Annotated in this window: 27 protein-coding genes and 1 tRNA gene; 6 read left to right on the top strand and 22 right to left on the bottom strand. The window is 68.3% G+C overall.

Features of this window, described 5'->3' with window-relative positions; all coding sequences use genetic code 11:
- Nucleotides 1-21: 21 nt before the first annotated feature.
- Nucleotides 22-786 (bottom strand): phosphatase PAP2 family protein, encoded by a 765-nt coding sequence (locus ACK4SE_RS00290; protein WP_409687046.1) that lies wholly within the window; start codon nucleotides 784-786, stop codon nucleotides 22-24.
- A 341-nt stretch (nucleotides 787-1,127) separates the two neighbouring features.
- On the opposite strand from ACK4SE_RS00290, the gene ACK4SE_RS00285 reads away from it, so the two are divergent.
- Nucleotides 1,128-3,023 carry a ribonucleoside-diphosphate reductase subunit alpha gene (locus ACK4SE_RS00285; RefSeq protein ID WP_409687043.1) on the top strand — a complete coding sequence of 632 codons (1,896 nt, stop codon included), beginning with the start codon at nucleotides 1,128-1,130 and terminating at the stop codon, nucleotides 3,021-3,023.
- A gap of 297 nt (nucleotides 3,024-3,320) precedes the next feature.
- Nucleotides 3,321-4,172, top strand: coding sequence for a lipid A-modifier LpxR family protein (locus ACK4SE_RS00280; protein WP_409687040.1), 852 nt, complete (start codon nucleotides 3,321-3,323; stop codon nucleotides 4,170-4,172).
- A 3-nt stretch (nucleotides 4,173-4,175) separates the two neighbouring features.
- Here the strand turns inward: ACK4SE_RS00280 and ACK4SE_RS00275 are convergent, their stop codons facing one another.
- The 4 genes from ACK4SE_RS00275 to ACK4SE_RS00260 are packed head-to-tail and all read right to left on the bottom strand — an operon-like array spanning nucleotide 4,176 to nucleotide 6,834.
- Nucleotides 4,176-5,207, bottom strand: coding sequence for a quinone-dependent dihydroorotate dehydrogenase (locus ACK4SE_RS00275; RefSeq protein WP_409687037.1), 1,032 nt, complete (start codon nucleotides 5,205-5,207; stop codon nucleotides 4,176-4,178).
- Nucleotides 5,204-5,545, bottom strand: a complete 342-nt coding sequence (locus ACK4SE_RS00270; RefSeq protein WP_409687034.1) for a DUF952 domain-containing protein — start codon at nucleotides 5,543-5,545, stop codon at nucleotides 5,204-5,206. The genes ACK4SE_RS00275 and ACK4SE_RS00270 overlap by 4 nt, the downstream gene beginning before the upstream one ends.
- Entirely contained in the window at nucleotides 5,542-6,057 is a 516-nt protein-coding gene (locus ACK4SE_RS00265; protein WP_409687031.1) for a SixA phosphatase family protein, read from the bottom strand. The genes ACK4SE_RS00270 and ACK4SE_RS00265 overlap by 4 nt, the downstream gene beginning before the upstream one ends.
- A 9-nt stretch (nucleotides 6,058-6,066) precedes the next feature.
- Nucleotides 6,067-6,834 carry a class I SAM-dependent methyltransferase gene (locus tag ACK4SE_RS00260; protein ID WP_409687028.1) on the bottom strand — a complete coding sequence of 256 codons (768 nt, stop codon included), beginning with the start codon at nucleotides 6,832-6,834 and terminating at the stop codon, nucleotides 6,067-6,069.
- Nucleotides 6,835-6,880: 46 nt separating this feature from the next.
- On the opposite strand from ACK4SE_RS00260, the gene gloB reads away from it, so the two are divergent.
- On the top strand, nucleotides 6,881-7,624 hold the full coding sequence (gene gloB / locus ACK4SE_RS00255; RefSeq protein WP_409687025.1) for a hydroxyacylglutathione hydrolase: 744 nt from the start codon (nucleotides 6,881-6,883) through the stop codon (nucleotides 7,622-7,624).
- Here gloB and ACK4SE_RS00250 read toward each other — a convergent pair.
- The 13 genes from ACK4SE_RS00250 to ACK4SE_RS00190 form a co-directional block, all read right to left on the bottom strand.
- Nucleotides 7,621-8,412 carry a DUF4908 domain-containing protein gene (locus ACK4SE_RS00250; RefSeq protein ID WP_409687022.1) on the bottom strand — a complete coding sequence of 264 codons (792 nt, stop codon included), beginning with the start codon at nucleotides 8,410-8,412 and terminating at the stop codon, nucleotides 7,621-7,623. The two genes, gloB and ACK4SE_RS00250, sit on opposite strands and share 4 nt — an antisense overlap.
- A gap of 48 nt (nucleotides 8,413-8,460) precedes the next feature.
- Nucleotides 8,461-9,186, bottom strand: coding sequence for an acetoacetyl-CoA reductase (gene phbB, locus ACK4SE_RS00245; RefSeq protein WP_409687020.1), 726 nt, complete (start codon nucleotides 9,184-9,186; stop codon nucleotides 8,461-8,463).
- 85 nt (nucleotides 9,187-9,271) lie between these two features.
- The gene (locus ACK4SE_RS00240; RefSeq protein WP_409687017.1) at nucleotides 9,272-10,507 is read right to left on the bottom strand and encodes a PQQ-dependent sugar dehydrogenase; all 1,236 of its coding nucleotides are present in this window, start codon (nucleotides 10,505-10,507) and stop codon (nucleotides 9,272-9,274) included.
- Nucleotides 10,508-10,607: 100 nt separating this feature from the next.
- Nucleotides 10,608-11,030 (bottom strand): DUF1801 domain-containing protein, encoded by a 423-nt coding sequence (locus tag ACK4SE_RS00235; protein WP_409687014.1) that lies wholly within the window; start codon nucleotides 11,028-11,030, stop codon nucleotides 10,608-10,610.
- Between the two features lie 74 nt (nucleotides 11,031-11,104).
- Nucleotides 11,105-12,520, bottom strand: coding sequence for an NAD(P)(+) transhydrogenase (Re/Si-specific) subunit beta (locus tag ACK4SE_RS00230; RefSeq protein WP_409687012.1), 1,416 nt, complete (start codon nucleotides 12,518-12,520; stop codon nucleotides 11,105-11,107).
- A gap of 22 nt (nucleotides 12,521-12,542) precedes the next feature.
- Entirely contained in the window at nucleotides 12,543-12,905 is a 363-nt protein-coding gene (locus ACK4SE_RS00225; RefSeq protein ID WP_409687009.1) for a hypothetical protein, read from the bottom strand.
- Nucleotides 12,902-13,195, bottom strand: a complete 294-nt coding sequence (locus ACK4SE_RS00220; RefSeq protein ID WP_409687006.1) for a hypothetical protein — start codon at nucleotides 13,193-13,195, stop codon at nucleotides 12,902-12,904. Before ACK4SE_RS00220 ends, ACK4SE_RS00225 begins: the two co-directional genes overlap by 4 nt.
- Nucleotides 13,192-13,509, bottom strand: a complete 318-nt coding sequence (locus ACK4SE_RS00215) for an NAD(P) transhydrogenase subunit alpha (protein WP_021698104.1) — start codon at nucleotides 13,507-13,509, stop codon at nucleotides 13,192-13,194. Before ACK4SE_RS00215 ends, ACK4SE_RS00220 begins: the two co-directional genes overlap by 4 nt.
- On the bottom strand, nucleotides 13,509-14,648 hold the full coding sequence (locus tag ACK4SE_RS00210) for a Re/Si-specific NAD(P)(+) transhydrogenase subunit alpha (protein WP_409687003.1): 1,140 nt from the start codon (nucleotides 14,646-14,648) through the stop codon (nucleotides 13,509-13,511). Before ACK4SE_RS00210 ends, ACK4SE_RS00215 begins: the two co-directional genes overlap by 1 nt.
- A gap of 88 nt (nucleotides 14,649-14,736) precedes the next feature.
- The gene (locus ACK4SE_RS00205) at nucleotides 14,737-14,994 is read right to left on the bottom strand and encodes an aa3-type cytochrome c oxidase subunit IV (RefSeq protein WP_409687000.1); all 258 of its coding nucleotides are present in this window, start codon (nucleotides 14,992-14,994) and stop codon (nucleotides 14,737-14,739) included.
- A 62-nt stretch (nucleotides 14,995-15,056) separates the two neighbouring features.
- Nucleotides 15,057-15,272 carry a BrnA antitoxin family protein gene (locus tag ACK4SE_RS00200; protein ID WP_409686997.1) on the bottom strand — a complete coding sequence of 72 codons (216 nt, stop codon included), beginning with the start codon at nucleotides 15,270-15,272 and terminating at the stop codon, nucleotides 15,057-15,059.
- 19 nt (nucleotides 15,273-15,291) lie between these two features.
- Nucleotides 15,292-15,591 carry a BrnT family toxin gene (locus ACK4SE_RS00195; protein ID WP_409686995.1) on the bottom strand — a complete coding sequence of 100 codons (300 nt, stop codon included), beginning with the start codon at nucleotides 15,589-15,591 and terminating at the stop codon, nucleotides 15,292-15,294.
- Nucleotides 15,592-15,633: 42 nt separating this feature from the next.
- Nucleotides 15,634-17,436: a M3 family oligoendopeptidase gene (locus tag ACK4SE_RS00190; protein WP_409686992.1), complete on the bottom strand. Its 1,803-nt coding sequence runs from the start codon at nucleotides 17,434-17,436 to the stop codon at nucleotides 15,634-15,636.
- A 105-nt stretch (nucleotides 17,437-17,541) separates the two neighbouring features.
- Here ACK4SE_RS00190 and ACK4SE_RS00185 point away from each other — a divergent pair, with 105 nt between their 5' ends.
- From ACK4SE_RS00185 to ACK4SE_RS00175, 3 genes are all read left to right on the top strand, one after another.
- On the top strand, nucleotides 17,542-19,281 hold the full coding sequence (locus ACK4SE_RS00185; protein WP_409686989.1) for a DUF4153 domain-containing protein: 1,740 nt from the start codon (nucleotides 17,542-17,544) through the stop codon (nucleotides 19,279-19,281).
- A 98-nt stretch (nucleotides 19,282-19,379) separates the two neighbouring features.
- Nucleotides 19,380-20,831 carry a sigma-54-dependent transcriptional regulator gene (locus ACK4SE_RS00180; protein ID WP_409686986.1) on the top strand — a complete coding sequence of 484 codons (1,452 nt, stop codon included), beginning with the start codon at nucleotides 19,380-19,382 and terminating at the stop codon, nucleotides 20,829-20,831.
- A gap of 148 nt (nucleotides 20,832-20,979) precedes the next feature.
- Nucleotides 20,980-23,811, top strand: coding sequence for a TonB-dependent receptor (locus tag ACK4SE_RS00175; RefSeq protein ID WP_409686983.1), 2,832 nt, complete (start codon nucleotides 20,980-20,982; stop codon nucleotides 23,809-23,811).
- 128 nt (nucleotides 23,812-23,939) lie between these two features.
- Here the strand turns inward: ACK4SE_RS00175 and ACK4SE_RS00170 are convergent, their stop codons facing one another.
- From ACK4SE_RS00170 to ACK4SE_RS00155, 4 genes are all read right to left on the bottom strand, one after another.
- A complete protein-coding gene (locus tag ACK4SE_RS00170) occupies nucleotides 23,940-24,212 on the bottom strand; it encodes a hypothetical protein (RefSeq protein WP_409687856.1) in 273 nt (90 codons plus the stop codon).
- Between the two features lie 160 nt (nucleotides 24,213-24,372).
- Nucleotides 24,373-24,645 carry a DUF2312 domain-containing protein gene (locus ACK4SE_RS00165; protein WP_409686981.1) on the bottom strand — a complete coding sequence of 91 codons (273 nt, stop codon included), beginning with the start codon at nucleotides 24,643-24,645 and terminating at the stop codon, nucleotides 24,373-24,375.
- A 232-nt stretch (nucleotides 24,646-24,877) separates the two neighbouring features.
- Nucleotides 24,878-25,003 (bottom strand): type B 50S ribosomal protein L36, encoded by a 126-nt coding sequence (gene ykgO / locus ACK4SE_RS00160; RefSeq protein WP_292103933.1) that lies wholly within the window; start codon nucleotides 25,001-25,003, stop codon nucleotides 24,878-24,880.
- A 411-nt stretch (nucleotides 25,004-25,414) separates the two neighbouring features.
- Nucleotides 25,415-25,490 (bottom strand) — tRNA-Cys (locus tag ACK4SE_RS00155).
- Nucleotides 25,491-25,631 lie beyond the last annotated feature (141 nt).

Genomic DNA, 25,631 nt, shown 5'->3' with positions numbered 1-25,631 from the left:
GCCATCCTCAGACCCTCCCCCCTATTCCGGCGCCGGCTGGTCCTGCAGCGGGGCGTGGTGGCGGCGCTGGAAGCGTTCGATCAGGTGGGCGGCCAGCCACAGGGCCATGGCCCAGGCGGCGCCCAGGCTCCATCCGGCGAAGACGTCCGTGGCCCAGTGGGCGCCCAGATAGACGCGGCTGAGGCCGACCAGCATGGCCACGGTCACCGCCATGGCCATGACCCAGGCCTTCAGTCGCTTGCTGGGCAGCACCCGGGCCAGCATCACCCCTACGGTCAGGTAGAACACCGTCGACAACAGGGCGTGGCCGGACGGGAAGCTGGCGTTGAGGGTGTCCACCGCCTGGTATTCCACGGGCGGGCGCTCCCGCTCGAAGACGCCCTTGAAACCCTCGCTGAGCACCACGCCGCCCGCCAGTCCAATGACCAGCATCAGCGCCGAGAGCCGCTTTCTCTGTATCACCAGGAAGCCCACCACCGCGACGGCGAACAGGCCCAGCACCGATATGCCGCCCAGCGAGGTGACGTCGGCCATGGCCTCCTTGAGCCACCAGGGCCCCCAGGCGTGGCCCGGGTCGGCGTGGGGCCGCAGCGCGCTCAGAACCATGGCGTCAAAGGCGCGGCCGTCCGCCTCGGTCATGTCGTCGGCGATCTCGATGAAGGTCAGCACCCCTGCCCCGCCTACGAACAGGGCGGTCAGGAGCGCGAGCTCGCCCCGCGCCAGGGTGAGGAGGCGGCGGGTCAGACGGCCCATTTCGGGTCGGTCGAGGGAGGGGAAAGCGCGCATGATGGTCCCGGAACGGTCAAGCTGGCGGCGGCGTTCCGCGCCTTTTTATTGCGCTGTCGCTCCCGGCGCGGACGCGCGCTGCCTGCGCGCCCGATTCACGGCTTCGTGAAATGTTTCCGCGATCACTTTTTTCGAACTGTCACATCGCGTTTCCGGGGAATTTCCACAGGCTGCGAGAACCGCTCCACCGATTCGACAGACAAAGCTCCGGTCAAGTGCTTTACGGGGCGTTAGGGATGTGCGCCCATACATCTAGGCGAGCGGGGTGCTCCAGCCACCAGATTTAGTGTCTGGGGTCGGAGCAAGGTTCCATAACCGATTAGTTCAGGGCTTAGACGAATATGGCTGGTGGTGAAGCGTTGAAGGCGGATTTTGAACCCAAGGTTAAGGTGGCCGATGTGATCAGCCTGGGCGCTGACCGGCCGGCGCTGAGCGTGGTTCAGGGCATCCAGCTCGACCGCTCGCGTGATGCGCTTCTGACCGATTTCGGCAAGAAGACACTGGAAGATCGCTATCTGCTGCCGGGCGAGTCCTATCAGGACATGTTCGCCCGCGTCGCCACGGCCTACGCCGACGACGCCGAACACGCCCAACGCGTCTACGACTACATGTCCAGGCTGTGGTTCATGCCGGCCACGCCGGTGTTGTCCAACGGCGGCGCCGACCGCGGCCTGCCCATCAGCTGCTTCCTCAACGCGGTGGGTGACTCGCTCGACGGCATCCAGTCGGTCTGGAACGAGAACGTGGCGCTGGCGTCCAACGGCGGCGGCATCGGCACCTACTGGGGCGGCGTCCGCTCCATCGGCGAGAAGGTCAAGGGCCAGGGCCAGACCTCGGGCATCATCCCCTTCATCCGCGTCATGGACTCCCTGACCCTGGCCATCAGCCAGGGCAGCCTGCGCCGCGGCTCGGCGGCGGTCTATCTGGACGTGCACCACCCGGAGATCGAGGAGTTCCTAGAAATCCGCAAACCCTCGGGCGATTTCAACCGCAAGTCCCTGAACCTGCACCACGGCATCAACATCACCGACGCCTTCATGGAGGCGGTGCGCGACGGCCGGACCTTCGACCTGCTCTCGCCCAAGAACGGCGAGGTCATCAAGACGGTGGACGCCCGCAACCTGTGGCAGAAGATCCTCGAGATCCGCCTGCAGACCGGCGAGCCCTACCTGATCTTCTCCGACACGGTGAACAAGGCCATGCCGCGCCACCAGCAGGAGCTGGGTCTGAAGGTGAAGCAATCCAACCTGTGCAGCGAGATCATGCTGCACACCGGCGCCGACCACCTGGGCATCGATCGCACCGCCGTGTGCTGCCTGTCCTCGGTCAACGCCGAGACCTTCCTGGAATGGCGCGAGGAGCCCCGGTTCATCGAGGACCTGATGCGGTTCCTGGACAATGTGCTGGAGGACTTCATCCGCCGCGCCCCGCCGGAAATGAAGGCGGCGGTCTATTCGGCCAAGCGCGAACGTTCGGTGGGTCTGGGCCTGATGGGCTTCCACTCGTTCCTGCAGGCCCAGGGCGTGGCGTTTGAATCCGCCATGGCCAAGTCGTGGAACATGCGCCTGTTCAAGCACCTGCGCCGCGAGGCCGACAAGGCCAGCCGCGTACTGGCTGAAGAGAAGGGCCCCTGCGAGGATGCGGCCGACCGCGGCGTCATGGAGCGGTTCAGCCACAAGCTGGCCATCGCCCCCACCGCCTCCATCTCGATCATCTGCGGCGGCACCTCGGCGGGCATCGAGCCGATCCCGGCCAACATCTACACCCACAAGACCCTGTCGGGCTCCTTCGCGGTCAAGAACCCCTATCTGGAGCAGGTTCTGGAGGCCAAGGGCCTGAACACCGAGGCGGTGTGGAACTCGATCCTGGAAGAGGAAGGCTCGGTCCAGCACCTGGACGGCCTGACCGACGACGAGAAGGCCATCTTCAAGACCGCCTTCGAGCTGGACCAGCGCTGGGTGGTCGAACTGGCCGCCGACCGCACCCCGGAAATCTGCCAGGCCCAGTCGGTGAACCTGTTCATCCCCGGCGACGTGGATAAGTGGGACCTGCACATGCTGCACTGGCGCGCCTGGGAGCAGGGCATGAAGTCCCTGTACTATCTGCGCTCCAAGTCGGTTCAGCGCGCGTCCTTCGCGGGCTCCGCGGACAAGGTCGAGGTCGAGGTCGACCCCAACCAGCCCGACCTGTTCGCCGCCGCCCGCACCGATTACGACGAGTGCCTGGCCTGCCAGTAGGGCCGGCGTAATCACCCTGTCTTGAACGGGGGCCATCCTCACTTCGGACCGGAACCGGTCCGGTTTGGACTTATGTCTGACCGGTCCCGCCCCGGTCGCGATGGCCGGGCAAACTGGATCACGGGGTCGACAGGACGGCGCCCAGGTCCACAGCGTCCGCTCCCGGACGGCCGCCACATTTGGAACACCATCGCGCCCGGAGCGTTGTGGTGAAAGGATGTCGGCGGGCGAATTGGGGTGACAGGGGCGGCGATCGCCGTCAGTCTGGTCCCATCGTTGGCGGTAGGGAGGCCGTTGATGAGAGTTGGAGGCGCCTTTCTCTGTGGACTTGGCGCGGCGGTATTCGCCGCTGCTACGCCTGCGGTCTGCCAGACCTGGGTCGGACAAGCCCAGACCGTGCCGGGCGCCTGGAGCGTCGACTCCTTCCAGTCTGATTTCACCGACAGCACGGATTTCGAAGCCGCAGATCGCGGCTTCGGCGGTGGATTCCGCCTGCCGGACCGGGATTTCATCCCGGGTCGTGGCGAGGTCGTCACCGAAGCCTGGCGCGACACGCCGGCCGGGGCCGTCGAGCGCTTGAGGCTTAGCCGATCGGGCGACTGGCTGCGCGCGGACGGCGCCGCCCTCGCCTTCAGCCCGCGCGACGGCGCCGTGCTGGACGACGACGCCTATAGTCTCAGCTATACCCGCGGCTGGCCTTCCCGCGGCTATGACGCCGACACGGGTCTGCAGTTCGAGGTGATCCCCCACGCCGGGTTCGGCGTCGGGAGCGAAGGCAGTACGGCCGAGGCAGGCGCCACCATCCGCATCGGTTCCGGCCTGGAGCGGCTGGTGCCTGACGGCGACACCGCCTTTGATGACGACCAGGGCCGCTGGTACGTCTTCGCCGCAGGATCACGACGGGCGGTGGGCTATAATTTTGCTCGCACGCGAGAAGGCGACTTCATCCGCTCGGGGATGAGCCACGATTCCGGTTCCTTTATCGGCGACGCCCAGCTCGGCGTCGCCTGGCGGCGCGGCGACATTCAGACCTCGTTCGGCTACGTCTATCGCAAGCACAAGGTGCGCGAACTCGTTGGCCGGGATTTCGAACGCGAACGCAGCGAAGGCGTGCTGGCCTTCCAGCTGTCGATCCGGCCCGACTGGTAGGCCTCAGCGCGCGCCCACGGCGGCCTGAATCGACCCGAACCCATCCGCCTTGAGCCTGTCCGCCAGATCGTGGCGGATGCGCATGACCAGACTCGGCCCCTCATAGATCAGCGCCGAATACAGCTGCACCGCCGCGGCGCCCGCCCGGATGCGGGCATAGGCGTCCGCGCCGGAAGCGATGCCCCCCACCCCGATCAGCGCCAGCCGCCCCTGCGACGCCGCGTGCGCCCAGCGCAGCGCCGTTAGCGCCTTGTCCTTCAGCGGCGCGCCTGACAGGCCCCCGCTCTCGCCCGCGTGCGCGGAACGCAGACTGTCGGGGCGGTCCAGTGTGGTGTTGGACACGATCAGCCCATCCACCCCGTGGGCGACGCAGGCCTCCACGATCATGGCGATCTCGGCCTCGGTCAGGTCGGGTGCGATCTTCAGGAACAGCGGCTCGGGGCCGCGCGCCATCGCAAGCCGCCCCAGCAGGTCGTCGAGCGCCGCCCGACCCTGCAAATTGCGCAGGCCCGGCGTGTTGGGCGACGACACATTGACGGTGAAATAGTCCGCCAGACCGCGCAGCCGGACCAGCCCGGCCACATAGTCCGCCGCCTTGTCTTCGGTATCCTTGTTGGCGCCCAGATTGGCGCCGATGACCGCTGTCTTCGGGCGGCCCGACAGATTGCGGGCGAAGGCGTCCAGCCCCGCATTGTTGAATCCCATGCGGTTGATGATCGCCCGGTCCTCGCTCAGGCGGAACAGGCGCGGCTTCGGATTGCCCGGCTGGGCCAGCGGCGTGACCGAGCCGCATTCCACGAAGCCGAACCCTGCCCGCGCCAGGCCGTGCAGCGCCTCGCCGTTCTTGTCGAACCCGGCCGCCAGCCCCACCGGGTTGGGCAGGTCCAGCCCGGCCACCCGCGTGGCCAGCACCGCATCGCGCGGATCACGGCGCCCACCGAGCCCCGCCTTCAACGCCGACAGGGCCAGGCCGTGCGCGGCCTCCGGGTCCAGACGTCGCAGGACCGCCGCGCCCACATCATCCATCACGCTCATGGTTCAATCCTCAAGACGCCGTCCGCGTCCACCGACGCCGGTCGCGCGGTCATGATCCATTCGGCGCGCAGGTCGCCATAGATGTGTGGAAACAGGGCGCCGCCCCGCGAAGGCTCCCAGCGGATCAGCGCCTTGAGCGGAGTGTGGTCGGCGTCCAGCGTCAGGATCACCAGCCCGCTCTGGCCCGCATAGTGCTTGGCCGCCGTCTCGTGCAGTTGGGCGTCGGTGGACAGGTGGATGAAGCCATCGGCCCGATCCACGGCCGACCCGCCCCAGGCGCCGTCAGGCGGCACCGCGTCCCAGTCCGACGCGGTCAGGATCTTGTGAACCGGCGTCACCCCTGGTCCGTCCCGTCCGGCTGGATGATGCCGTCGTAGGTGCAGCGTCCCGCTGCATCCACCAGGAACAGGGCCGCCGTGGCCGGGGCGAAGCCCAGCCGGACCCGGTCCAGAATCTGGCCTGACGCGCCGCCGTCGATGAGCAGGTCGAAGGCCAGCTGATGAACGCCCGGATTGTGGGCGATCAGGATCAGGCTCTGGCACCGCTCCTCCGCCCCTTCCACATGCCGGCGCAGGGTCATCGCATCCGCGTTATAGAGCGCGGCCTCGACCTCCAGCCACGCGGGCTCAGGCTCAAGGCCCAGCCCCTCGGCCACCCCCGTCCAGGTCTCACGCGTACGGCGCGCGCCCGACACAATGGCCAGGTCCGGCGCCGCGCCGCGCGCGCGCAAGGCCTCGCCCACGGCGATCGCCTGCGCCCTGCCCGCCGCACTGAGTGCGCGCTCGCGGTCACCGCCGACCGGCGACGAGCCCTGTGCCTGGGCATGGCGCATGAGAATGAGTTGACGCATGGGCTCGATTTAGGCGGGTTCGCCGCCGTCGTCCAACCGTCCGGCGCCGCGCGACGCCGGACGCGGCGTCAGCATGCCTTTCGCCAGCGCCGCCTCCACCGGTACGGCTGCGCCTCCGCTGACCTTGCGCGGTGCGTAGCTTCGGCGCGAGGCCTCCACCAGGATCAGGCCGCAGGCGGCGGGAAAAAGCATGCGGCCGGCCTGCTCGAAGCCGTCGGCCGCGCCCAGCAGCAGCTTCCAGGGCGGCACATACAGGGTCTGGGACCACGCCAGCGGCTCCAGTTGCACATCGCGCAGGAGGTCCTCCAGCTGGCGGCGGCTGAACGGACGGCCGTGACCGAACGGCGTGGACTCCGACCGCGCCCACAATCCGCCTCGCGAGGCGACAGCCAGAATGATCCGACCCGCCGGCGCCATCACCCGCACGGCCTCCGCCAGCACCGCCGGGGCGTTATCGGCCTCCTCCAGCGCATGGGTCAGCAGCACCCGGTCGAAGGATCCCGCCGCGAAGGGAAGGCGCTGATCGTCCGTCAACAGGGTTCGGTTGCGCCCCACCGAGGGCCAGCGCTCGACCCCCTGCCCGCCCGGCATGGCCGCCACCACCCGGCGCGCGCCGACGAACGCCCCCAGCCACGGCGTGCAGTAGCCCATGCCCAGCACGTCACAGCCCGCCGCCTCGCCCCAGGCGTCCTCCAGTCGTCGCGCCACCAGCCGCCGCGCCAGGGCGCCGGCCGGTTCGCCGTAGAAGGCTCTCAAATCATCGACGCTGCGGCGCATGGCGGCACTATAGGCCCCGGCGCCCCCTAGCTGCTAGACTCGGCGGATGCCCCTGGAAATCCGTCAATTCCCCTGCCTGTCCGACAACTACGGCTACCTGATCCGCGATCGCGCCTCTGGCGAGGTCGCAGCCGTGGACGCGCCGGACGCCCCCGCCATCCTGGCCGAACTGGCGGCGTCCGGCTGGAAACGCCTGGACCTGATCCTGAACACCCACTGGCACCCCGACCACACCCAGGCCGCCGGTGCCGTGAGGGAACAGACCGGCTGCAAGATCGTCGGGCCAGAGGAATCCGCCCGCGTCATCGCCCTGGATCAGGTTCTGGCCGACGGAGAGCAGGTCGATCTGGGCGAGACGCGCTTCGATGTCATCCACACGCCCGGGCACACCCTGGGCCACATCGTCTTCATCGATGCGCGAGGCGGGGAAGCGTTTGTCGGCGACACCCTGTTCGCCCTGGGCTGCGGACGGCTGTTCGAAGGCACGCCCGAGCAGATGTTCGACAGCCTCAGCCGCCTGTCCGACCTGCCGGATGAAACCCGCATCTGGTGTGCCCACGAGTACACCGCCGCCAACGCGCGCTTCGCCCTCAGCCTCGACGAGCCGGATGGTGAGCGCCGCGGCGCGCTCGAGGCGCATGCCCGGGACATCTTCGCCCTGCGCGAGGCGGGCCATCCCACTGTGCCGACGATGCTGGGCCGCGAAAGACAACTGAACCCGTTCCTGCGCGCGCCCGACGCTGCGGCCTTCGCCACGCTCCGGGCCGCCAAAGACCAGTTTCGCGGCTAGCGGCCGGCCAGGGTCCGCACCACGCGCGCCGATGACGGCCGCCCGGCGGGCCCCTCGCGGGGCGCCACGGTGATGATCAGGGAGCCGCGCGAAAACTCCGCGTCGTTTCGGGCGCCCTCGGTGATGACGATCCGGCGCACCTGCCGGGCCTGGTCCCGGAGATTGGAGGCGCGCGCCATGCGGGTCAGGGCCTCCACGGCAGCCGCGGCGGCTTCCGCCACCAGGGTTTCGGAACCGGGCGAGATTTCCTCGGCCTCGAAGATCACCAGATGCCCGACAGCCCGGCTGGCCACCTCGCTCTGGCGCACCATGAAATTGACCAGCTGGATGGGCGACAGGGGCGGTCGGCGCAAACTGGTCCCGGGCCCGGCCTGGGACGCAGGCTCGCCCATAGGCGCGCGGGGGGTATATAGCGTCAGCCCGCCCGAGGACGTGGACCGGAGGACCACGTCGCCCTGGTCATTGCGATAGAGGATGTCGCCCCGGGGCGCTGGCGTGGCGCGCAACACCCAGACTTCGGCGGCGTCGTCGAAGCGCAGCAGGGGCCGTGCGCTGGAGTGGTCGAGGATGAACGCCTCGCCGCTCTCGGTGACATACCGGCCCGGCGCGACCAGGGCGTGAGCCGGCCGGTCGCGCAGGCCCTGGCTCTGCTCGGCCTGGACGTTGCTGCGGGGCTGGGCGCGCGCGTCGGACGCAGCCCCCCCCCACACGCCCATGCTGACCGCGACGCACGCCAGGGCGAGCATCGTCTGCGGCAGCACAGCGCTGATCCGGGTTTCCGCGAACATTCTCAATCAGATGACTCGCCGCGAAGGCGGATTTTGGGCGCGGCCGTGTCAGCCCACCAGATACTGACCACCGTTCAGGGAAAGGGTGCAGCCTGTGACATATCCGGCACGTTCCCCTGCCAGCCACGCCACCATGTCGGCAATTTCCTCACCTTTTCCGAGCCTTCCGACCGGAATCTGGGCCACGATGCTCTCCAGCACCTTGGGATCCATGGCGCCCACCATCTCGGTGTCGATATAGCCCGGCGCGATGCAGTTCACGGTCACGCCCTTGCGCGCATTCTCCAGCGCCAGGGCCTTGGTGAAGCCGATCATGCCCGCCTTGGCGGCGGAATAGTTGGTCTGACCGACCTGGCCCTTCTGGCCGTTGATCGAGGAAATATTGACGATCCGGCCGAAACCACGGTCGCGCATGCCGCCGATCACCTGGCGGGTCATGTTGAACACGCTGTCCATGTTGACCCGGATCACGTCGGACCACTGCTCGGGGCTCATCTTGTGGAAGAAGCCGTCGCGGGTGATGCCGGCGTTGTTGATCAGCACGTCGATGGGGCCCAGTTCGGCCTCCACCTCCTGCACCGCCCGCGCACAGTCGTCGTACGAGCCGACGTTGCCCTTGACCACCATGACGCCCAGCTCGGACGCCGTGGCTTCGGCCGCGGCCATGTTGCCGGAATAGCCGGCCGCGACCTTGAAGCCGTCCTCGTTCAGGCGCTGAACGATCGCCCTGCCAATGCCCCGGGTGCCCCCGGTGACCATCGCCACTCGCGTCATATGCGTTTCCCTATGTCCCTCGGCGGCCCTGTATCCGGGCCGTTCATAACCGTTCTACCGCAGCCGGCCCCGCGGGTGAAGGCGATCAGTCCGCCCGGCGCAGGCGAACCAGACGACCGTTCGCATCATCGGTGACCACATAGACCGCGCCGTCCGCCCCGACCGCCACGTCGCGGATACGGGCGTTCAGCCCGGTCAGCAGCCGCTCCTCGCCCACAACCCGCTCGCCATCCAGCACCAGTCGCGCCAGATGTTGACCGGCCAGACCCGACACCAGCAGGTTGCCGTTCCAGTCGGGGAACATGTCGCCGCGATAGAAAACCGCGCCGCCCGGCGCGATCACCGGATCCCAGTAATAGATGGGCTGGACCGTATCCGGGGCGGTGGTGCTGCCCTCGCCGATGGCGCCGCCGCGATACTCGATGCCATAGGCCGCGATGGGCCAGCCATAGTTCTCCCCGGCTCGCGCGATGTTGATCTCGTCCCCACCCCGCGCGCCATGCTCGATGCCCCACAGCTCGCCGGTCTCAGGGTGCAGGGCCGCGCCCTGGACGTTGCGGTGTCCCCACGACCAGATCTCCGGCAGGGCGCCGTCCTGGTTCACGAAGGGGTTGTCCGAAGGGATCGAGCCGTCGGCGTTGATGCGCACGATCTTGCCGAAGTGCGAGCCCAGATCCTGCGCCTGGGCCCGGGTTTCGATGTCCGACCGCTCGCCCAGCGTCACATAGATCCGCCCCTGACGATCGAACACGATGCGCGAGCCGTAGTGCATGAAGTTGTCGTAGGTGGGCATGGCGCTGAAGATCGTCTGAACATTCTCCAGTCGGGTCCCGTCCTCGCTCAGGCGGCCCCGCGCCACGGCCGTGCCGTTGCCGCCCTGCCGGGGCTCGGAAAAACTCAGATAGACCAGCCGGTCACTGGCGAAGCCGGGGCTCAGTTCCACGTCCAGCAGCCCCGCCTGACGATCCGACACCACCGCGGGCACGCCGGTGATCGGGGCGCCGATCTCGCCCCCGGCGCTGATCAGGCGCAGACGACCCGGCTTCTCGGTGACCAGAAATCCGCCGTCCGGCAAGGCGACCACGCCCCATGGGCTCTGCAGCCCCTCGGCGACCGTCTCGCTGGTCATCTGAACCGCGGTCTGCACACCCGGCGCCCGGGTCTGGCCCTCGAAAGCCGCTCGCTGGTCCGGGGCGTTGGCGTCGTTCGTCTCGACCGGAGCGCCGCCCGCCTGCGTCGTGGCGGCCGTCTCTCCACTGCCGCCGCACGCGGCGATCAGGGCGAAGACGGATACGGCGGCGGTCAGGGTGGACAAGCGCATGGTGAACTCCAGAATTTGGTGTCTTCAGGCAACGCAGGGAAAGCGCCACCGTTCCGGTGACAGAACCGCGCATGGCGGGTCGATGCAAGGGCCGGGGGCCTCAGCCGGCCGGATATCGCGCCCGCATGGTCGCCACGGACCATTCGCACAGTGCGCGCAGCGCGCCCATGTCCACGTCTTCCAGCCGGTTGATGTAGAGACACGCCGCGCTGGTCTTCACCTTGCCCAGCCGAGCCAGCAGATCGGGTCGCTCACTGGCCCCCGCCATGGCGTAGACTACCAGATTGGCCTTGCGCGGCGAGAAGGCGATGAGTGGCCAGTCGGCGGATTTCTTCGCGGCGTTCACCTGGGTGTAGCGGCCAAAACCGACGATGGACGCCCCCCACATAACCGGCGCCTCTCCCATGATCTCAGCCAGCATGTCGCAGACGGCGCGGGCGTCCTCGCGGCGGCGCGCGGGCTCCACGGCGTCGATGAAGTCCGCCACCGACGCGTCGGTAGGCTGTGTCTTTGGCTCAGACATGACCGCAGGATGCTGCAGGACAAGCCTTTCGGCAATGGTCGCGCGCTCGCCCCCTCAGGCGCCTCGGCGGGCGATCACAGCCCCTTCACGATCCCTTCGACCATCTTCTTGGCATCGGCGAACAGCATCATGGTGTTGTCGCGGAAGAACAGTTCGTTCTCGACCCCGGCGTAGCCCGCCGCCATGCCGCGCTTGACGAACAGCACCGTGCCCGCCTTCTCCACGTCCAGGATGGGCATGCCGAAGATGGGCGACTGGGGATCGGTCTTGGCGGCCGGGTTGGTGACGTCATTGGCGCCGATGACGAAGGCCACGTCGGCGCTGGAGAACTCCGAGTTGATGTCCTCCAGTTCGAACACCTCGTCATAGGGCACGTTCGCTTCCGCCAGCAGCACGTTCATGTGCCCCGGCATGCGGCCGGCCACGGGGTGGATGGCGTATTTCACCTCCACGCCCTCCTCCTTCAGCTTGTCGGCCATCTCGCGCAGCGCGTGCTGGGCCTGGGCCACCGCCATTCCGTAGCCCGGCACGATGATGACCTTGGAGGCGTTCTTCATGATGAAGGCCGCGTCGTCGGCCGAACCCTGCTTGACCGGGCGTGTCTCTACGTGGCCGGCGCCCGCCGCCGCCGCGTCGCCGCCGAAGCCGCCCAGGATGACGCTGATGAAGCTGCGGTTCATGCCCTTGCACATGATGTAGCTGAGGATCGCGCCGGACGAGCCCACCAGGGCGCCGGTGATGATCAGGGCGATATTCTCCAGCGTGAAGCCCAGCGCCGCCGCCGCCCAGCCGGAGTAGCTGTTCAGCATGGACACCACGACGGGCATGTCCGCCCCGCCGATGGGGATGATCAGGGTCGCGCCCAGGATCAGGGCGATGACGAATACGCCCCAGAAGGCCCACACCGCCGTCCCGCCCGTAGCGATCAGAATGCCGATCAGAACCACCAGCCCCGCCGCCAGACCGATGTTGATCAGGTGCCGCGCCGGCAGCAGGATCGGCGTGCCGCTCATGTTGCCGTTCAGCTTGGCGAAGGCGATCACTGATCCGGTGAAGGTGATCGCGCCGATGGCCAGACCCAGACCCAGCTCGATGATCGACAGGGTCTTGATGCCCCCCGCCCCGTCGTCGATGCCGAAGGCCACGGGCGCATAGACCGCCCCCACCGCCACCAGACACGCCGCCATGCCCACCAGACTGTGGAATGCAGCCACCAGCTGCGGCATGGACGTCATGGGCACGCGCCGCGCGATCACCGCGCCGACGCCGCCGCCCACCACAACCCCGCCCGCGATCAACGCCAGCGTCAGCCCGTCCAGCGCCTGTGTCCCCCACAGGGTCAGCAGGGTCACGCCGATGGCCAGCCCCATGCCCACCATGCCGAAGGTGTTGCCCCGGCGGCTGGTCTCCGGGCTCGACAGCCCGCGCAGGGACAGGATGAACAGGACGCCGGCCGCCAGATAGGCCAGGGCTGCGATGGATGCGTTCACGACGGCGTCCCCCTCATTCGTCTCAGTAGATTTCGACCCGCGCCGGTTCGGCGGGATCGTTGGTGCCGGCGGCGGTCGGCGTTCCGTCCTTGACCAGGGCGAAGCCTACCGGCCCCTCCCCGCCCGTCTTGGTCAGGGTGCACCAGGCGCGGTACGTGGGCAGGCGCCCGGCCGCGCGGCCCTGACCGTCCAGATCGAAGCGGTTGACCGTGCCGGACCCTGCCATCTGGTGCGGCGGGAACCCGCAGTTCAGCGTCCAGCTGGCGCCCCCCGGGGCCGCCACCGCGAAGTGGGCGCCCTGATAGCCATCGCCGGTCTGGCGCGTGGCCTGGGCCTGGGCGCCGCCCGCAAAGGCCAGCACCGCAATCATCAACGCAACTCTCATCGGTCCTCCGAACCTGTCAGGCCGCTGGTCCGCTTCAGCCGCCACAGGGCGGCGGCGATGAACAGCGGCGCAATCACCACCAGGATCCAGTCGAACCAGGTCATCACCCGGTCCTGGATCAGCACCCGCACGATGATGGACGAGAACACCAGCACCATGCCCGCATCGTGAAACCGCATCTTGGCGATGGGGTTCTTCTCGCCCAGCCAGCCATAGACCCACAGGCCCATGCCCAGGCCCGTGGCCACCCACGAGCCTGTCGCGGCCATCTGGGCCGCATCGACGGTCAAGCCTTCTTTTCCTTCTTGCGGTACATGGCCAGCATGCGCCGGGTGACCATGAAGCCGCCGAAGATGTTGACGCTGGCCAGGGTCACGGCCGCCACGCCGGCGCCCTTGGCGATCCAGCCGTTGACGCCGGAGGCCTCAGACACGGCCGCCGCCGCGATCAACCCGCCGACGATGATGACCGAGGAAATGGCGTTGGTGACCGCCATCAGCGGCGTATGCAGCGCCGGCGTCACGCTCCAGACCACATAGTAGCCGACGAAGATCGCCAGCACGAAGATGGCCAGGCGGAAAACGGTGGGGTCGACATGTTCCATCAGGAGGCTCCCTTTATGCCCTCATGCACCACGGTCCCGCCGTGGGTGACGACGGCGGCCTTGAGGATCTCGTCCTCCAGATCGAGGGTCAGCGCCTCGTCCTTCACCAGCAGGCCCACGAACGCCAGCAGGTTCCTGGCGTACAGGGCCGAGGCGTCCGCCGCGATGCGGCCGGGCAGGTTGGACCAGCCGACGATGCTGGCGCCGTTGGCCGTCCTGACCACCTCGCCCGGCTTCGAGCCCTCCACATTACCGCCCGCCTCGACCGCCAGATCCACCAGCACCGAACCGGGCTTCATGGAGGCCACATGGGCGGCCGAGATCAGCCGGGGCGCCGGGCGGCCCGGGATCAGGGCGGTGGTGATCACCACATCCTGTTTGGTGATGTGGGTGGCGGTCAGTTCGGCCTGCTTGGCCTGATACTCGGCGGACATCTGCTTGGCGTAGCCGCCGGCGGTCTCGGCGGCCTTGAACTCCTCGTCCTCCACCGCGACGAATTTGGCGCCCAGGCTCTCCACCTGCTCCTTGGCGGCGGGGCGCACGTCGGTGGCGCTGACCACCGCACCCAGACGCCGCGCCGTGGCGATGGCCTGCAGCCCCGCCACGCCCGCGCCCATGACAAACACCTTGGCCGGGGCGACGGTGCCCGCCGCCGTCATCATCATGGGAAACGCGCGACCATAGGCGTGGGCCGCCTCGATCACCGCCCTGTAGCCGGCCAGATTGGCCTGGGACGACAGGGCGTCCATCACCTGGGCCCGGCTGATGCGGGGCACGAACTCCATGGCGAAGGCGGTGACGTTGGCCTTGGCCATCGCCTGCACCGTGTCCCTCTCGCGGTAGGCGTCCAGCAGGGCCACCACAATGGCCCCCGGCTTCAGGGCGCTGATCTCCTGCGCCGTGGGGCCGCGCACCTTCAGAAGGATATCGGCCTTGGACAGCACCGCGCTGGAGTCCTTGGCCACCCTGGCGCCCGCAGCCTCATAGTCGGCGTCGGGAATGGACGAGCCCAGCCCGGCGCCGGCCTCGACCAGCACCGAGGCGCCGAGCGCAGTCAGCTTCTTCACCGTATCGGGTGTTGCGGCGGTGCGCGGTTCGCCTTCTCGGCGTTCGCGCGTCACGGCTATGGCGACGGCCAAGCGAATCCCCCTGCCTGTTGTTTCAGAGCAGTGGAACGTTAGGACGTTTCAGAAAGGCCCGTAAAGGCCGGGCCCGCCAGAATAACTGTTAGTGATCAGCAGGCTTGCTGCGCAGGAACCACCAGCCGGCGACCGCCACCACCACCGCGGAAATCAGCGCGGGGAAGAACCCGCCGTTCGGCATGAACATCACGGTGAACAGCAGCACCGCCACCACGACGGACAGCGAGCCCCACTTGGTCAGGAAGTTGAACAGATGCCAGGTGGAGACCTGTTCCGTGATTTCCTGGGAGCCGCGCAGATAGGCTTCGGCGTCGTGATCGGCTTCGTGGGTGTCGGCGGCCATGCGATGATCTTTCGAAGGCAAACGAGAATCTGACCGCCCTTATACCGAGGCGGGCGCGCGGCTCAAGCCGACTTGCGCTGCGCGGTCATATAGTCGCGGAGAATGCGGTTCACGGCGGTCTGGTATTTCGGCTCGCGATCCTTGAGCCAGGCCACCACATCGGCGTCCAGCCGAATGGTTACCGTCTGCTTGGTCGGCCGATAGAACTTGCCGCGCACCGCGCCGGTCCAGTCGGTGATTTCCGGGGCGTCGCTGGTGTCGATCTCTTCGTCAGTCATCGCGTCGATGACCGCGAGTTCAGCGGAGATATCCCTCGTCGCCGGTTTCATATCCTTGCACTTCATGTGGGGTTGCCTTTCGCGCACTGATCACCCTGACGAAAACCTCGCCACTCTCGTCCAGCCAAGTGTGGGCGACGAACAGGATCGTCGTCAGACCCACACGCCCAACGGTCCGCCATCGCTCTTCACCATCGACGACCCGATCCAGAACGCTGACCGCCGAGACGTCCTCGAACACCTTGATGGCCACATCGAAAGCGACCTTGTGCCTGGCCAGATTCCGCCGCGCTTTCTCTTCATCCCATTCAAACCGCAAACTCGCCCCCGTATTTACGATTTTGTATTTACAATGGCAAGATCACGCCACCGCCTCGAACTCATCGATCAACCGCTCCAGCCGCTGGCAGCCGGTGGCCCAGAAGGCCGGGTCGCGCGGGTTCAGGCCGAAGGGCTTCAGCGCCTCCACATAGGTCCGCGTCCCGCCGCCGGCCAGCAGCTCGCGGTACAGGGGCGCGAAACCTTCCGGGTTCTCCCGCCGCTTCTCCATCAGGGCGGCGACCAGCAGGTCCCCGAAGGCATAGGCGTAGACATAGAAGGGCGAGTGCACGAAGTGGCCGACATAGGCCCACCAGTGTTCGTATCCATCGTTGAGCTTGACCGCAGGCCCGAGGCTCGCGCCCATCTCCTCCATCCAGATCTCGCCGATGCGGGCGACCGACACCTCGCCCTGCGCCCGCTCGTCGTGGAAGCGCGTCTCGAACCGGTGGAAGGCGATCTGGCGCACCACGGTGTTCAGCCCGTCCTCGATGCGCCCGGCCAGCAGGCCGCGCTTTTCCTGTTCCGGGGCGGTCGCCAGCAGCCGGTCAAAGGTCAGCCCCTCGGCGAAGATGGACGCCGTCTCGGCCAGGGTCAGGGGCGTGTCGGCCAGCAGGGTGCCCTGATCCGCCGCCAGGGTCTGGTGCACCCCGTGGCCCAGTTCGTGGGCCAGGGTCAGCACGTCGCGCCGCTCGCCCATCCAGTTCATGAATACATAGGGGTGGCGGTCCGCCGTCACCGGGTGCGCATAGGCGCCGGACTGCTTGCCCGCCCGCGCCCGCCCGTCGATCCACGGGTTGTCGAAGAAGGCCCGCGCCCGGTCGCCGAACTCGGCCCCCAGATCATTGAAGCTGTCCAGCACCATCGCCCGCCCCTGACCCCAGTCGAAGCCGCGCGGCGCGGTGGTCTCGATGGGCGCGTTGCGATCCCACTGGTTCAGTTGCTTCAAGCCCATGGCCCTGGCCTTGAGCGCATAATAGCGGTGGGTCAGGCGCGGATAGGCCTCGGCCACCGCCGCCGCCATGGCGTCCACCGCCTGGCCGTCCACCTCGTTCATCAGGTGCTTGGACTGGGCCGGATAGGTAAATTTGCGCCAGCGGTCTTCCAGCGCCTTTTCCTGGGCCACGGTGTTCAGCACCAGCGCCATGGTGGTGGCCCGCGACGCCAGCGCTGCGTCCAGTCCCTCGGCCGCCGCCTTGCGCCGGTCCGCCCTGGGGTCCGACAGACGGTTCAGCGCCTCGGCCAGGGTCAGTTCATCCCTGCCCGCCTTCACCCGCAGGGCGGCCAGGGTCTCGTCGAACAGGCGCGGCCACTGCATGGCGGCGGGCATGCGCTCGGCGATGAACCGCTCCAGCTCGGGCGACAGCTCGTGGGGCTTGCTGGCCCGCACCCGGCGCAGCCAGGGCCGCCAGCGCGCGGCGGGTTCATGGGCGGTCAGCGCCGCCTCGATCTCGGTCTCCTCCAGCCGGTTGATCTCCAGCGTCAGCCACAGGGTCTCGGCGGCGATGGTGGTGACCTTCTGGCGAATGTCCGCCTCGAAGCCCTGCGCGGCGCCGTCCTCGCGATTGGTGGACGCCGCCAGGAAGGCATAGGCCCCCAGCGCCCCCAGATGGTTGGACGCCTGCTCATACAGGGTGATCGCCCGGTCCAGCCGCTGACCCAGCGTCGCCGCATCGCCCCGCGCCGCCTCCAGCTGGCCTTCCAGCCCGTTCAGTTCGGCCGTCGCCTTGCGCCCCGACTCCAGATCCGCCGCCACCCGGTCGTCCGTCGGCGAGGCGTAGAGGTCGGACAGGTCCCAGAGGGGTGCTTCGGTCGGGGCCGCATCGGGCTTGAAAGGGGCGTTCATGGCTCAGGTGTGGGGTCGCGGACGGCGCGGCGCAACCGCGCCGGCACAAATCCCCTTCCGCCCGTCCCGCATTTGGGTCCAGATGGGCGCCAGGGAGACAACGCCATGACCATCTTCGGCGCCAACGAGATCGCGGACCGGGAGCCGGACGGCCGGCGTCTGGGCTGGACCCGGCTGATCATCGGCCTGATCCAGGGGCTGGCGCTCTATCTGCTCTATCTCAGCGCCGAGGCGAAGACCTGGCCTGCGACGGTGGAGATGCTGTTCGTCCCGGTTGTGCTGGTCATGCTGCTGCTGCCGGTCACGGCGCTGGGCGGGGTCGGGCGCTTTCGCCCCCGCACCCTGGCGATATGGCTGGCGGTCGCCACGGCGATCATCGCCCTCATGGGGTGGTGGGCGGCCCGGGGCGAACTGGCCGACGGCGCAGCCATGTCCACCTGGTTCGGCGCGCTGATCTTCCCGGCGGGCGTCGCCATCCTGTTCATCCTGCACCATCTGTTGCTGCCCGCCGATCTGACCCGGCGGCGCATCGCGCCCTATCCCGTCTATTTCGACACTGCCTGGAAGGCCGGGGTGCAGCTGGCCCTGTCGGTCGCCTTCACCGGCGCCTTCTGGCTGCTGCTTCTGCTGGGCGCCGGGCTGTTCAACATGATCGGGCTGGATTTCCTGCGCCGGCTGATCGAGCAGCCTTGGTTCTCCATCCCCGTCACCACCCTGGCCTTCGCCGCCGCCATCCACCTGACGGACGTCAAGGATGGTCTGATCCGGGGCGTGCGCACCGTGGTGCTGATGCTGCTGTCGTGGCTGCTGCCGGTCATGGCCGTGCTGACCGCCGGGTTCATTCTCGCCCTGCCCTTCGCGGGCGTGGGGCGTCTGTGGGATGAAGGCTATGGGACCAGCCTGATGCTGGCCGCGGCCGCTGCCCTCATCATCCTGATCAACGCCGCCTATCAGGACGGCGAGCCGGACGGACGGCCCCACGTGGCCCTGCAGTGGACGGCGCGGCTGGGCGGCGTGCTGCTCGCGCCGCTCATGGGGCTGGCCTTGTGGGGCATGGGCCTGCGCATCGGCCAGCACGGCCTGACGCCCGAACGGATCATCGCCCTGACCTGCGTGCTGCTGGGCGTCGTGTATGCGGCGGGCTACGCCTTCGCCGCCGTGCGGCCGGGGCCATGGATGCGCCCGCTGGAACGCACCAACGTCATCGCCGCCGTCGCCACTGTCTTCGCCATCCTGGCCCTGTTCACCCCCATCGCCGACCCGACCCGCCTGTCCGTCGCCGACCAGATGCGCCGGCTCGAGACCGGCCGGGTGTCGGCCGAGGATTTCGACTACGCCTTCCTGCGCTTCGACGCGGGCCGTTCCGGCTTGCAGGCGCTGGACCGCCTCGCCGCCGCCGATGACCCCGAGATCGCCCGCAGGGCCGGAGAGGCGCGCGACGTCGCGGACCGCTACACCCTCGATCAGATCGCGCCTCGCGTCGACATCGAGGTGCTGCCGGGCTCGCCCGCCTTGCCCGAGGACTTCTTCGACGATCAGGCGCCGGGCGACCAACGCGCGAACTGCCGGAGCGAAGGCGACTGTCTCGCCGCCGCCCGCGATCTGGACGGCGACGGGGCGACGGAATGGCTCGTGGCCAACGCCTACCGTCTGGCCGTTTATCAGCAGATCGAAGACAGCTGGCGCGAGATCGGGGCCTATGAGGTCAACGCCTGCAGGCCACGACAACAGGACGCCCGCGACCTGCTGCGCGGCGGCCTGGCCCTCGCCCCGTCGCCTCTGCCCGACCTGACGGTGGACGGCGTCAACATTCCTCTGACCCGTCGGGCCGACTGCGGCGCTTAAACCCGATCTTCACCCCCTTGGGCCTAAAACCGTCCCGAAACGAGCCAGTCCCGATCAACGAGGACCGGCCGTACGGTTGATGATGAAGGGTGGCTCCCATGGCCAAGACGGTGCTGGTCGTCGATGACGACCCGACCCAGCGCAGGCTGGTTCAGGCGGTTCTCGACCGCGAAGGCTACAACGTCGTCCACGCCGAAAACGGCGGCGAGGCCATCGACCGCATGACGCGCGGCGGCGGCGCCGACGTGGTCCTGCTGGACATGGTCATGCCCGGCCTGTCGGGCATGGAGACCCTCGCCGAGATGCGCACCGCGGGCGTGCGCGCCCCGGTCATCATCCTGACCGCGTCCGGCGGCATCGACACCGTGGTCAAGGCCATGCAGGCCGGGGCCCAGGACTTCTTCATCAAGCCCGCCAGCCCCGAGCGCATCCTCATCTCGATCCGCAACGCCCTGCAGATGGGCGAGCTGGTGGCCGAGGTGGGCCGCGTCCGCCGTCAGGTCTCGGGCCGCACCTCCTTCGACGATCTGGTGGGCGACAGCGCCCCCATGCGCATGGTCAAGGCGCTGGGCGCCCGCGCGGCCAGTTCCAACATTCCCGTCCTGATCACGGGCGAGAGCGGCGTCGGCAAGGAAGTCATCGCCCGCGCCCTGCACGGCGCCTCGTCGCGCGCCGGCAAGCCCTTCGTGGCGGTCAACTGCGGCGCCCTGCCCGCGAACCTGATTGAATCCATCCTGTTCGGCCACGAGAAGGGCGCCTTCACGGGCGCGGTCGACAAGACCCTGGGCAAGTTCCGCGAGGCCGATGGCGGCACCCTGTTCCTGGACGAGATCGGCGAGCTGCCGCTGGACATGCAGGTCAAGCTGCTGCGCGCCCTGCAGGAAAACGAGATCGACCCGGTCGGCGCCAAGCGCCCGGTCAAGGTGGACGTGCGCATCGTCTCGGCCACCAACCGCGACCCCGAGGCCCAGGTGAAGGCCGGGGCCTTCCGCGAGGACCTGTTCTACCGCCTCAACGTCTTCCCCATCGAGGCCCCCGCCCTGCGCGCGCGGCGCGAGGACATCCCGGCCCTGATCGACCACTTCATCGCCCGCTTCAACGCCGAGGAAGGCAAGCGGGTGTCCGGCGCCGCGCCGGACACCCTGGCCCTGCTGACCGCCTTCGAATGGCCCGGCAATGTGCGCCAGCTGGAGAACGCGGTCTATCGCGCCATCGTCCTGGCCGACGGCCCCTGGCTGCAGCCCCACGACTTCCCCGCCATCTCCGGCGTGGCCGCGCCCATGCCTGAGGCGGAGGCCCGGCCCGAAGCGCGCCGCGCCGACCACGCCTTGTCCGATCTGGCCCTGCCCGACGCCCCGGTGCGCATCCTCGACGACAAGGGCCATGTCCGCACGCTCGAGGACATCGAGCGCGACCTGATCCAGCATGCCATCGAGGTCTATGCGGGCCACATGTCCGAGATCGCGCGGCGCCTCGGCATCGGCCGCTCCACCCTGTATCGCAAGGTGCGCGAACAGGGTCTGGAAGGCGTTCTCCGGGAAGCGGGCTGAGGCGTCGTCCGCCAAATTAGGCCGTTGCAATCCTGCAGCGACGGAATCGCCGCAATTGACGCGTTAGACGGTCATTGAACCGGGGGGTCGGCAAGGTTCGCGGCCCAGACGAACCCCCCCGGCCCCTCCCCAGACCGGATACGCACCTATGCTTCTCTCGACCACGGCCCTGACCGGGCTGGCCGCGCTGCTCGTTCAAACCGGGATTTCCCAGGACGCCGGCCAGGACCCGATTCTTGATGACGACGGCGTCACCTCCGTCTCCGAGCTCATCATCGTCGCCCCCCGCCGTCGCGGCGACGTGCAGACCGACATCGCGCCCGAGCTGGAACTGAACGCCGCCGACATCCAGGCCTACGGCGCCTCGGACATCGCCCAGTTGCTGGAGTTCCTGTCCCCGGTCACCACCAGCTCGCGCGGCGGCTCACCCGTGTTCCTGGTCAACGGACGGCGCATATCCGGCTTCCGGGAAATCCGCGGCCTGCCGTCCGAGGCCATCGAGCGGGTCCAGATCCTGCCTGAGGAAGTGGCGCTGCAGTTCGGCTACCGCGCCGACCAGCGGGTGGTGAACTTCATCCTCAAGGACCCCTTCCGCTCCACCACGACGGAACTCGAGTTGCGCGCCCCGACCGCCGGCGGCCGCTCGGGCTATGAGGTCGACGCCAACATCCTGCGCATCGACGGCGACAACCGCTGGTCCATCGACATCGAACACGAGCGCGACACCGCCCTGTTCGAGACCGAGCGCAACATCGTCCGCGACCCCGGGTCCACCCCCTACGACCTGATCGGCAACATCTCCGCGCCCAGGTTCGGCGACGAGATCGACCCGGCTTTCTCCGGCCTCGTCGGCCAGACCGCCGTCGTCGCGCCTGTGCCCCTGGGCGGAACCAGTCTCGCGGACTTCGCCGGCGCCTATGGCCCGCCGGGCCGGGGCAACCTCAGCGACTGGCGCACCCTGCAGCCCGAAACCGAGCAGAATTCCATCTCCGCCACGCTCAAGCGCGGCCTGCCGGGCGACATCCAGGCCACGGTCAGCGCCAGCCTTGAGGATCAGACCACCGAGCGGTTCAACGGCCTCCCGGGTCTGACCCTGTCCGTGCCCACGGGCGTGGGCGGCTCGCCCTTCAGCCAGAACGTGACCCTTTACCGCTTCCTCGACACGCCCGAGGCCCTCAGCACCCGCACCGACAGCCTGCAGGCCGAACTGGGCGTGCTGCTGGACGGCTTTATCGGCGACGACTGGCGCTGGAGCTTCAACGGCGAATATACCCGCAACGAAAGGGACACCGTCACGGGCCAGGGCTTTGACGTCGCCACCTATCAGGACCGGCTGGACGCGGGCGATCCGACTGTCAGCCCGTTCGGCCCCTTGACCGCGGCCCAGTTCACCCGCCGGCCCGACGATCTGGCGAATTCGGTGACCAGCCGGTACAGCGCCGAGGGGGTGTTCACCGGCCCGCTGATGGAGCTGCCCGCCGGCGACCTGCGCTCCACCTTCACCCTTGGCGCCGACCGGCAGACCCTGGAGTCCTGGTCCCTGCGCGGCGATGACGAGACCGAGCGTGAGCTGTCCCGCGACCGCTTGAACGCCCAGACCAGCTTCGACATCCCCCTCTTCGAGCGTGACGACGAGAACCCCTCCCTGCTGGGTGCGCTCTCCCTCAATCTGAACGCGGGATATGAGGACGTGTCGGACTTCGGGGGGCTGAACACCCTCGGGGTGAACCTGAACTGGAGCCCGGCGAACCGCCTGTCGTTCCTGACCGGCTATACGCGCCAGGATCAGGCCCCCGGCATCGCCCAACTGAACGATCCGGTCATCGCCACGCCCAACACCGCCGTGTTCGACTTCTCCACCGGCGACACGGTGCTGGTCACCCGCACCACCGGCGGCAACGCCGATCTGGACGCCGCGACCCGCTCGGTCTGGCGCGCCGGGGTCAACTGGCAACCGCTGGCGGATGAACAGCTTCGCATCACCTCGACCTGGACCCGGACCTCCATCGAGAACGAGGTCAACGGTTTCCCGGCCGTCACTGCCGCCCTGGAAGCCGCCCTGCCGGACCGGTTCACCCGCGACGACGACGGGACCCTGCTGGCCGTGGACGCCCGACCCGTCAATTTCGCGCAAGTGGATCGCCAGGACCTGCGCACCGGCTTCACCTTCTCGCGCACCTTCGGCCAGCCGACCCAGGCCGCGACCCCGGCCGCCGGCGCTCGCGGACAGGGCGAACGCGGCCCGGGCCAACGGGGCCAGGGCGAACGAGGACCGGGTGAACGAGGGCCGGGTGAGCGGGGCCAGGGACGCCCCGTGCCGCCCCAGGACGGGGCGGCTCCCGCTGAGGGACCAGGCGGCGCCCCGGGCGTCGTCCGTGAGGGAGTCGAAGGTCCGCCCCCCGGCGGCGGCATGCGCATGGGTGGCGGCGGTCAGGGCGGCCCCGGCGGGATGGGCGGCGGCGGACGTATGGGAGGCGGCGGCGGCGGCATGCAGCCGGGTCAGGGCCGGTACAACATCTCCGTGTTCCACACCTGGCGCATCCAGGACGAGATCCTGATCGCCCCGGGTCTGCCCATTCTGGACCTGCTGGACGGCGACGCCACCGACGCGGGCGGCGGTAGCCCGCGCCACCAGATCCAGGCCCAGGGCGGCGTCTTCAAGAACGGCATGGGCCTGTTCGCCAACGCCACCTGGAGCCAGGGAACCCGCGTCGACGGCGGGACCGGGCCGGACCTGTTCTTCAACGACCGCACCACGGTGGGGATCAACGCCTTCGTGGACCTGGGCGCCCAGGAACGCCTGGTGGCTCGCTGGTCCTGGCTGGAAGGCTCGCGGATCAATCTGCGGGTCCAGAACCTGTTCGATTCCAGACCCGACGTCGTCTCCAGCGACGGAACCACGCCGGTCAACTACCAGCCCGACTTCCTCGATCCCGAAGGCCGCACGGTCAGCCTCACCTTCAGGAAGATCCTGTTCTGATCGCCTTCCTTCTCCCCTTGCGGGAGAAGGTGTCATGCGGAGCCTGACGGATGAGGGGTGAGACTCGATTTCTCGGGTCTGTGCTGAGTGGGTTGGTCTGTTGCGCGGAAACCGGATGAGGCGGTGTTTCACCCCTCATCCGACCGCCCCCGGCGGCCACCTTTTCCCTCAGGGGGAGAAGGATTTCGGCTCTCCCCCTTCGCCTTCTTCGCGATCTCTTTCAGCTTGCGGGCCTGCATCGCCGACAGCGACTGGCCCGGCGCGCCCTTTTCGGGATCGGCGAAGGCGCGGCCGTAGGTCTTCACCCGGTCCGACACCGAGCCGAGAAACTCGTCCTCCCAGTCAGACAGTTGCACCCCCGCCTTGTCGGCGGCGCGGCGTGCGCGCTTCAGGGCGTTCAGCGCCGAGCGCTGGGCAGCCTTCTTCGCAGCCTCATAGGGGGAGTCCTTTGGCGCCCTGTCGTCCTTCGGGCTGCTTGAGCCGCTCTTTAGCGCGCTACCGCCCTTCGGGCTGCTTGAGCGCAGGCCGCCGTCCTTGCGTCCGAAACCGGACCGCTTCAGCTCAGATCTCGCCGAGGGCGGCCAGATAGAGGTCCAGGATCGCCTCTTCTTCCTGGCGCTTGGCCTTGTCCAGCTTGCGGATGCGGATGACCTTGCGCAGGGTCTTCACGTCATAGCCCTCGCCCTTGGCCTCGGCGAAGACCTCCTTCATGTCGGCCATGATCGCCTGCTTGTCCTCTTCCAGACGCTCCAGGCGCTCGATGATGGTGCGCAGGCGGCCCTGGGCCGAGGCGTTCAGGACGTCGGGATTGGCGAAGGTGGCGTCGTCGGCCATGGGAAGTCCTTACTAGTGCGCTATCGCTCGGGACGCGGTCCCTCGCTGCTTGAGCGCGGCATGAATGGTTGGATTTTGGTTAGCGCCGTCTCCGCCAGGGCTCAACGCCACACGCGAAAAAGGCCACGGACAACCGTCCATGGCCTGTGGATCATTCCGCCGCTCTGCGGACCCACGCCGCGCCCTCAAGCAGAGAGCGCGCGCGTCCCAAGCGATAGGGCGCGAAAAAGTCTTAGCCTTGTTTGGCCTTGAAGCGCGGGTCGGTCTTGTTGATCACATAGACCACGCCCTTGCGGCGCACGATCTTGCAGTCACGGTGGCGCGACTTCAGCGACTTCAGAGAACTACGGACCTTCATGGCCTCATTCCTTCGTGGCCCCTGAGGCGTGAACCTGTCGGGCGCGATACAAAATGAAACGCCGCAAGCGGACCTGCGGCGGGGAGACGGGCCTATAGGTCAGCCGCGCCTGCCCTGTCAACGGGAAACGGCGCCGAACCCGACCGCGTTCCGCCCTGTTTGGCCCCCCTCACCTCACCCGCCCCTATAATGCCCGTCATCAACGATGCCCGAGGAGGGCGATTCCAACAATTCGGACAATTCAGACACTGTTTTTTCGAGCGCCAGCGTCCGAAATCCATCTTCACAAGCTGAGCAGTAGGGAGCGCCCCTCCCCCTCAGGCAGCGCGCGCCCGCCGCGCGAGCGGTAGGGCTGCCTCCATGCCCTCAAGCAGCGAGGCCCCGCGGGCCGAGCGTTAGGGCAAAAAAAGATGGAGGCCTGGCCTCCGAGTCGAACGGAGGGTCTGCGGATTTGCGATCCGCCGCGTCGCCCCTCCGCCACCAGGCCGCGTCAAGGAGAGGGATCGCTACCACGGCCCGGTTAACGGACGGCGAGCATTCACGGTTAGCGCCTGGTGACAGGCATGGCTTCGCCGTGGCCAAAAGGCGGCGAAACCACGCTCTCCTTTCGCGCGCTTGTGATTGTGGT

The sequence above is a fragment of the Brevundimonas sp. genome (assembly GCF_046293315.1).
In the GTDB taxonomy this organism is placed as follows: domain Bacteria; phylum Pseudomonadota; class Alphaproteobacteria; order Caulobacterales; family Caulobacteraceae; genus Brevundimonas.
This window is presented reverse-complemented; position numbering and strand designations above follow the sequence as displayed.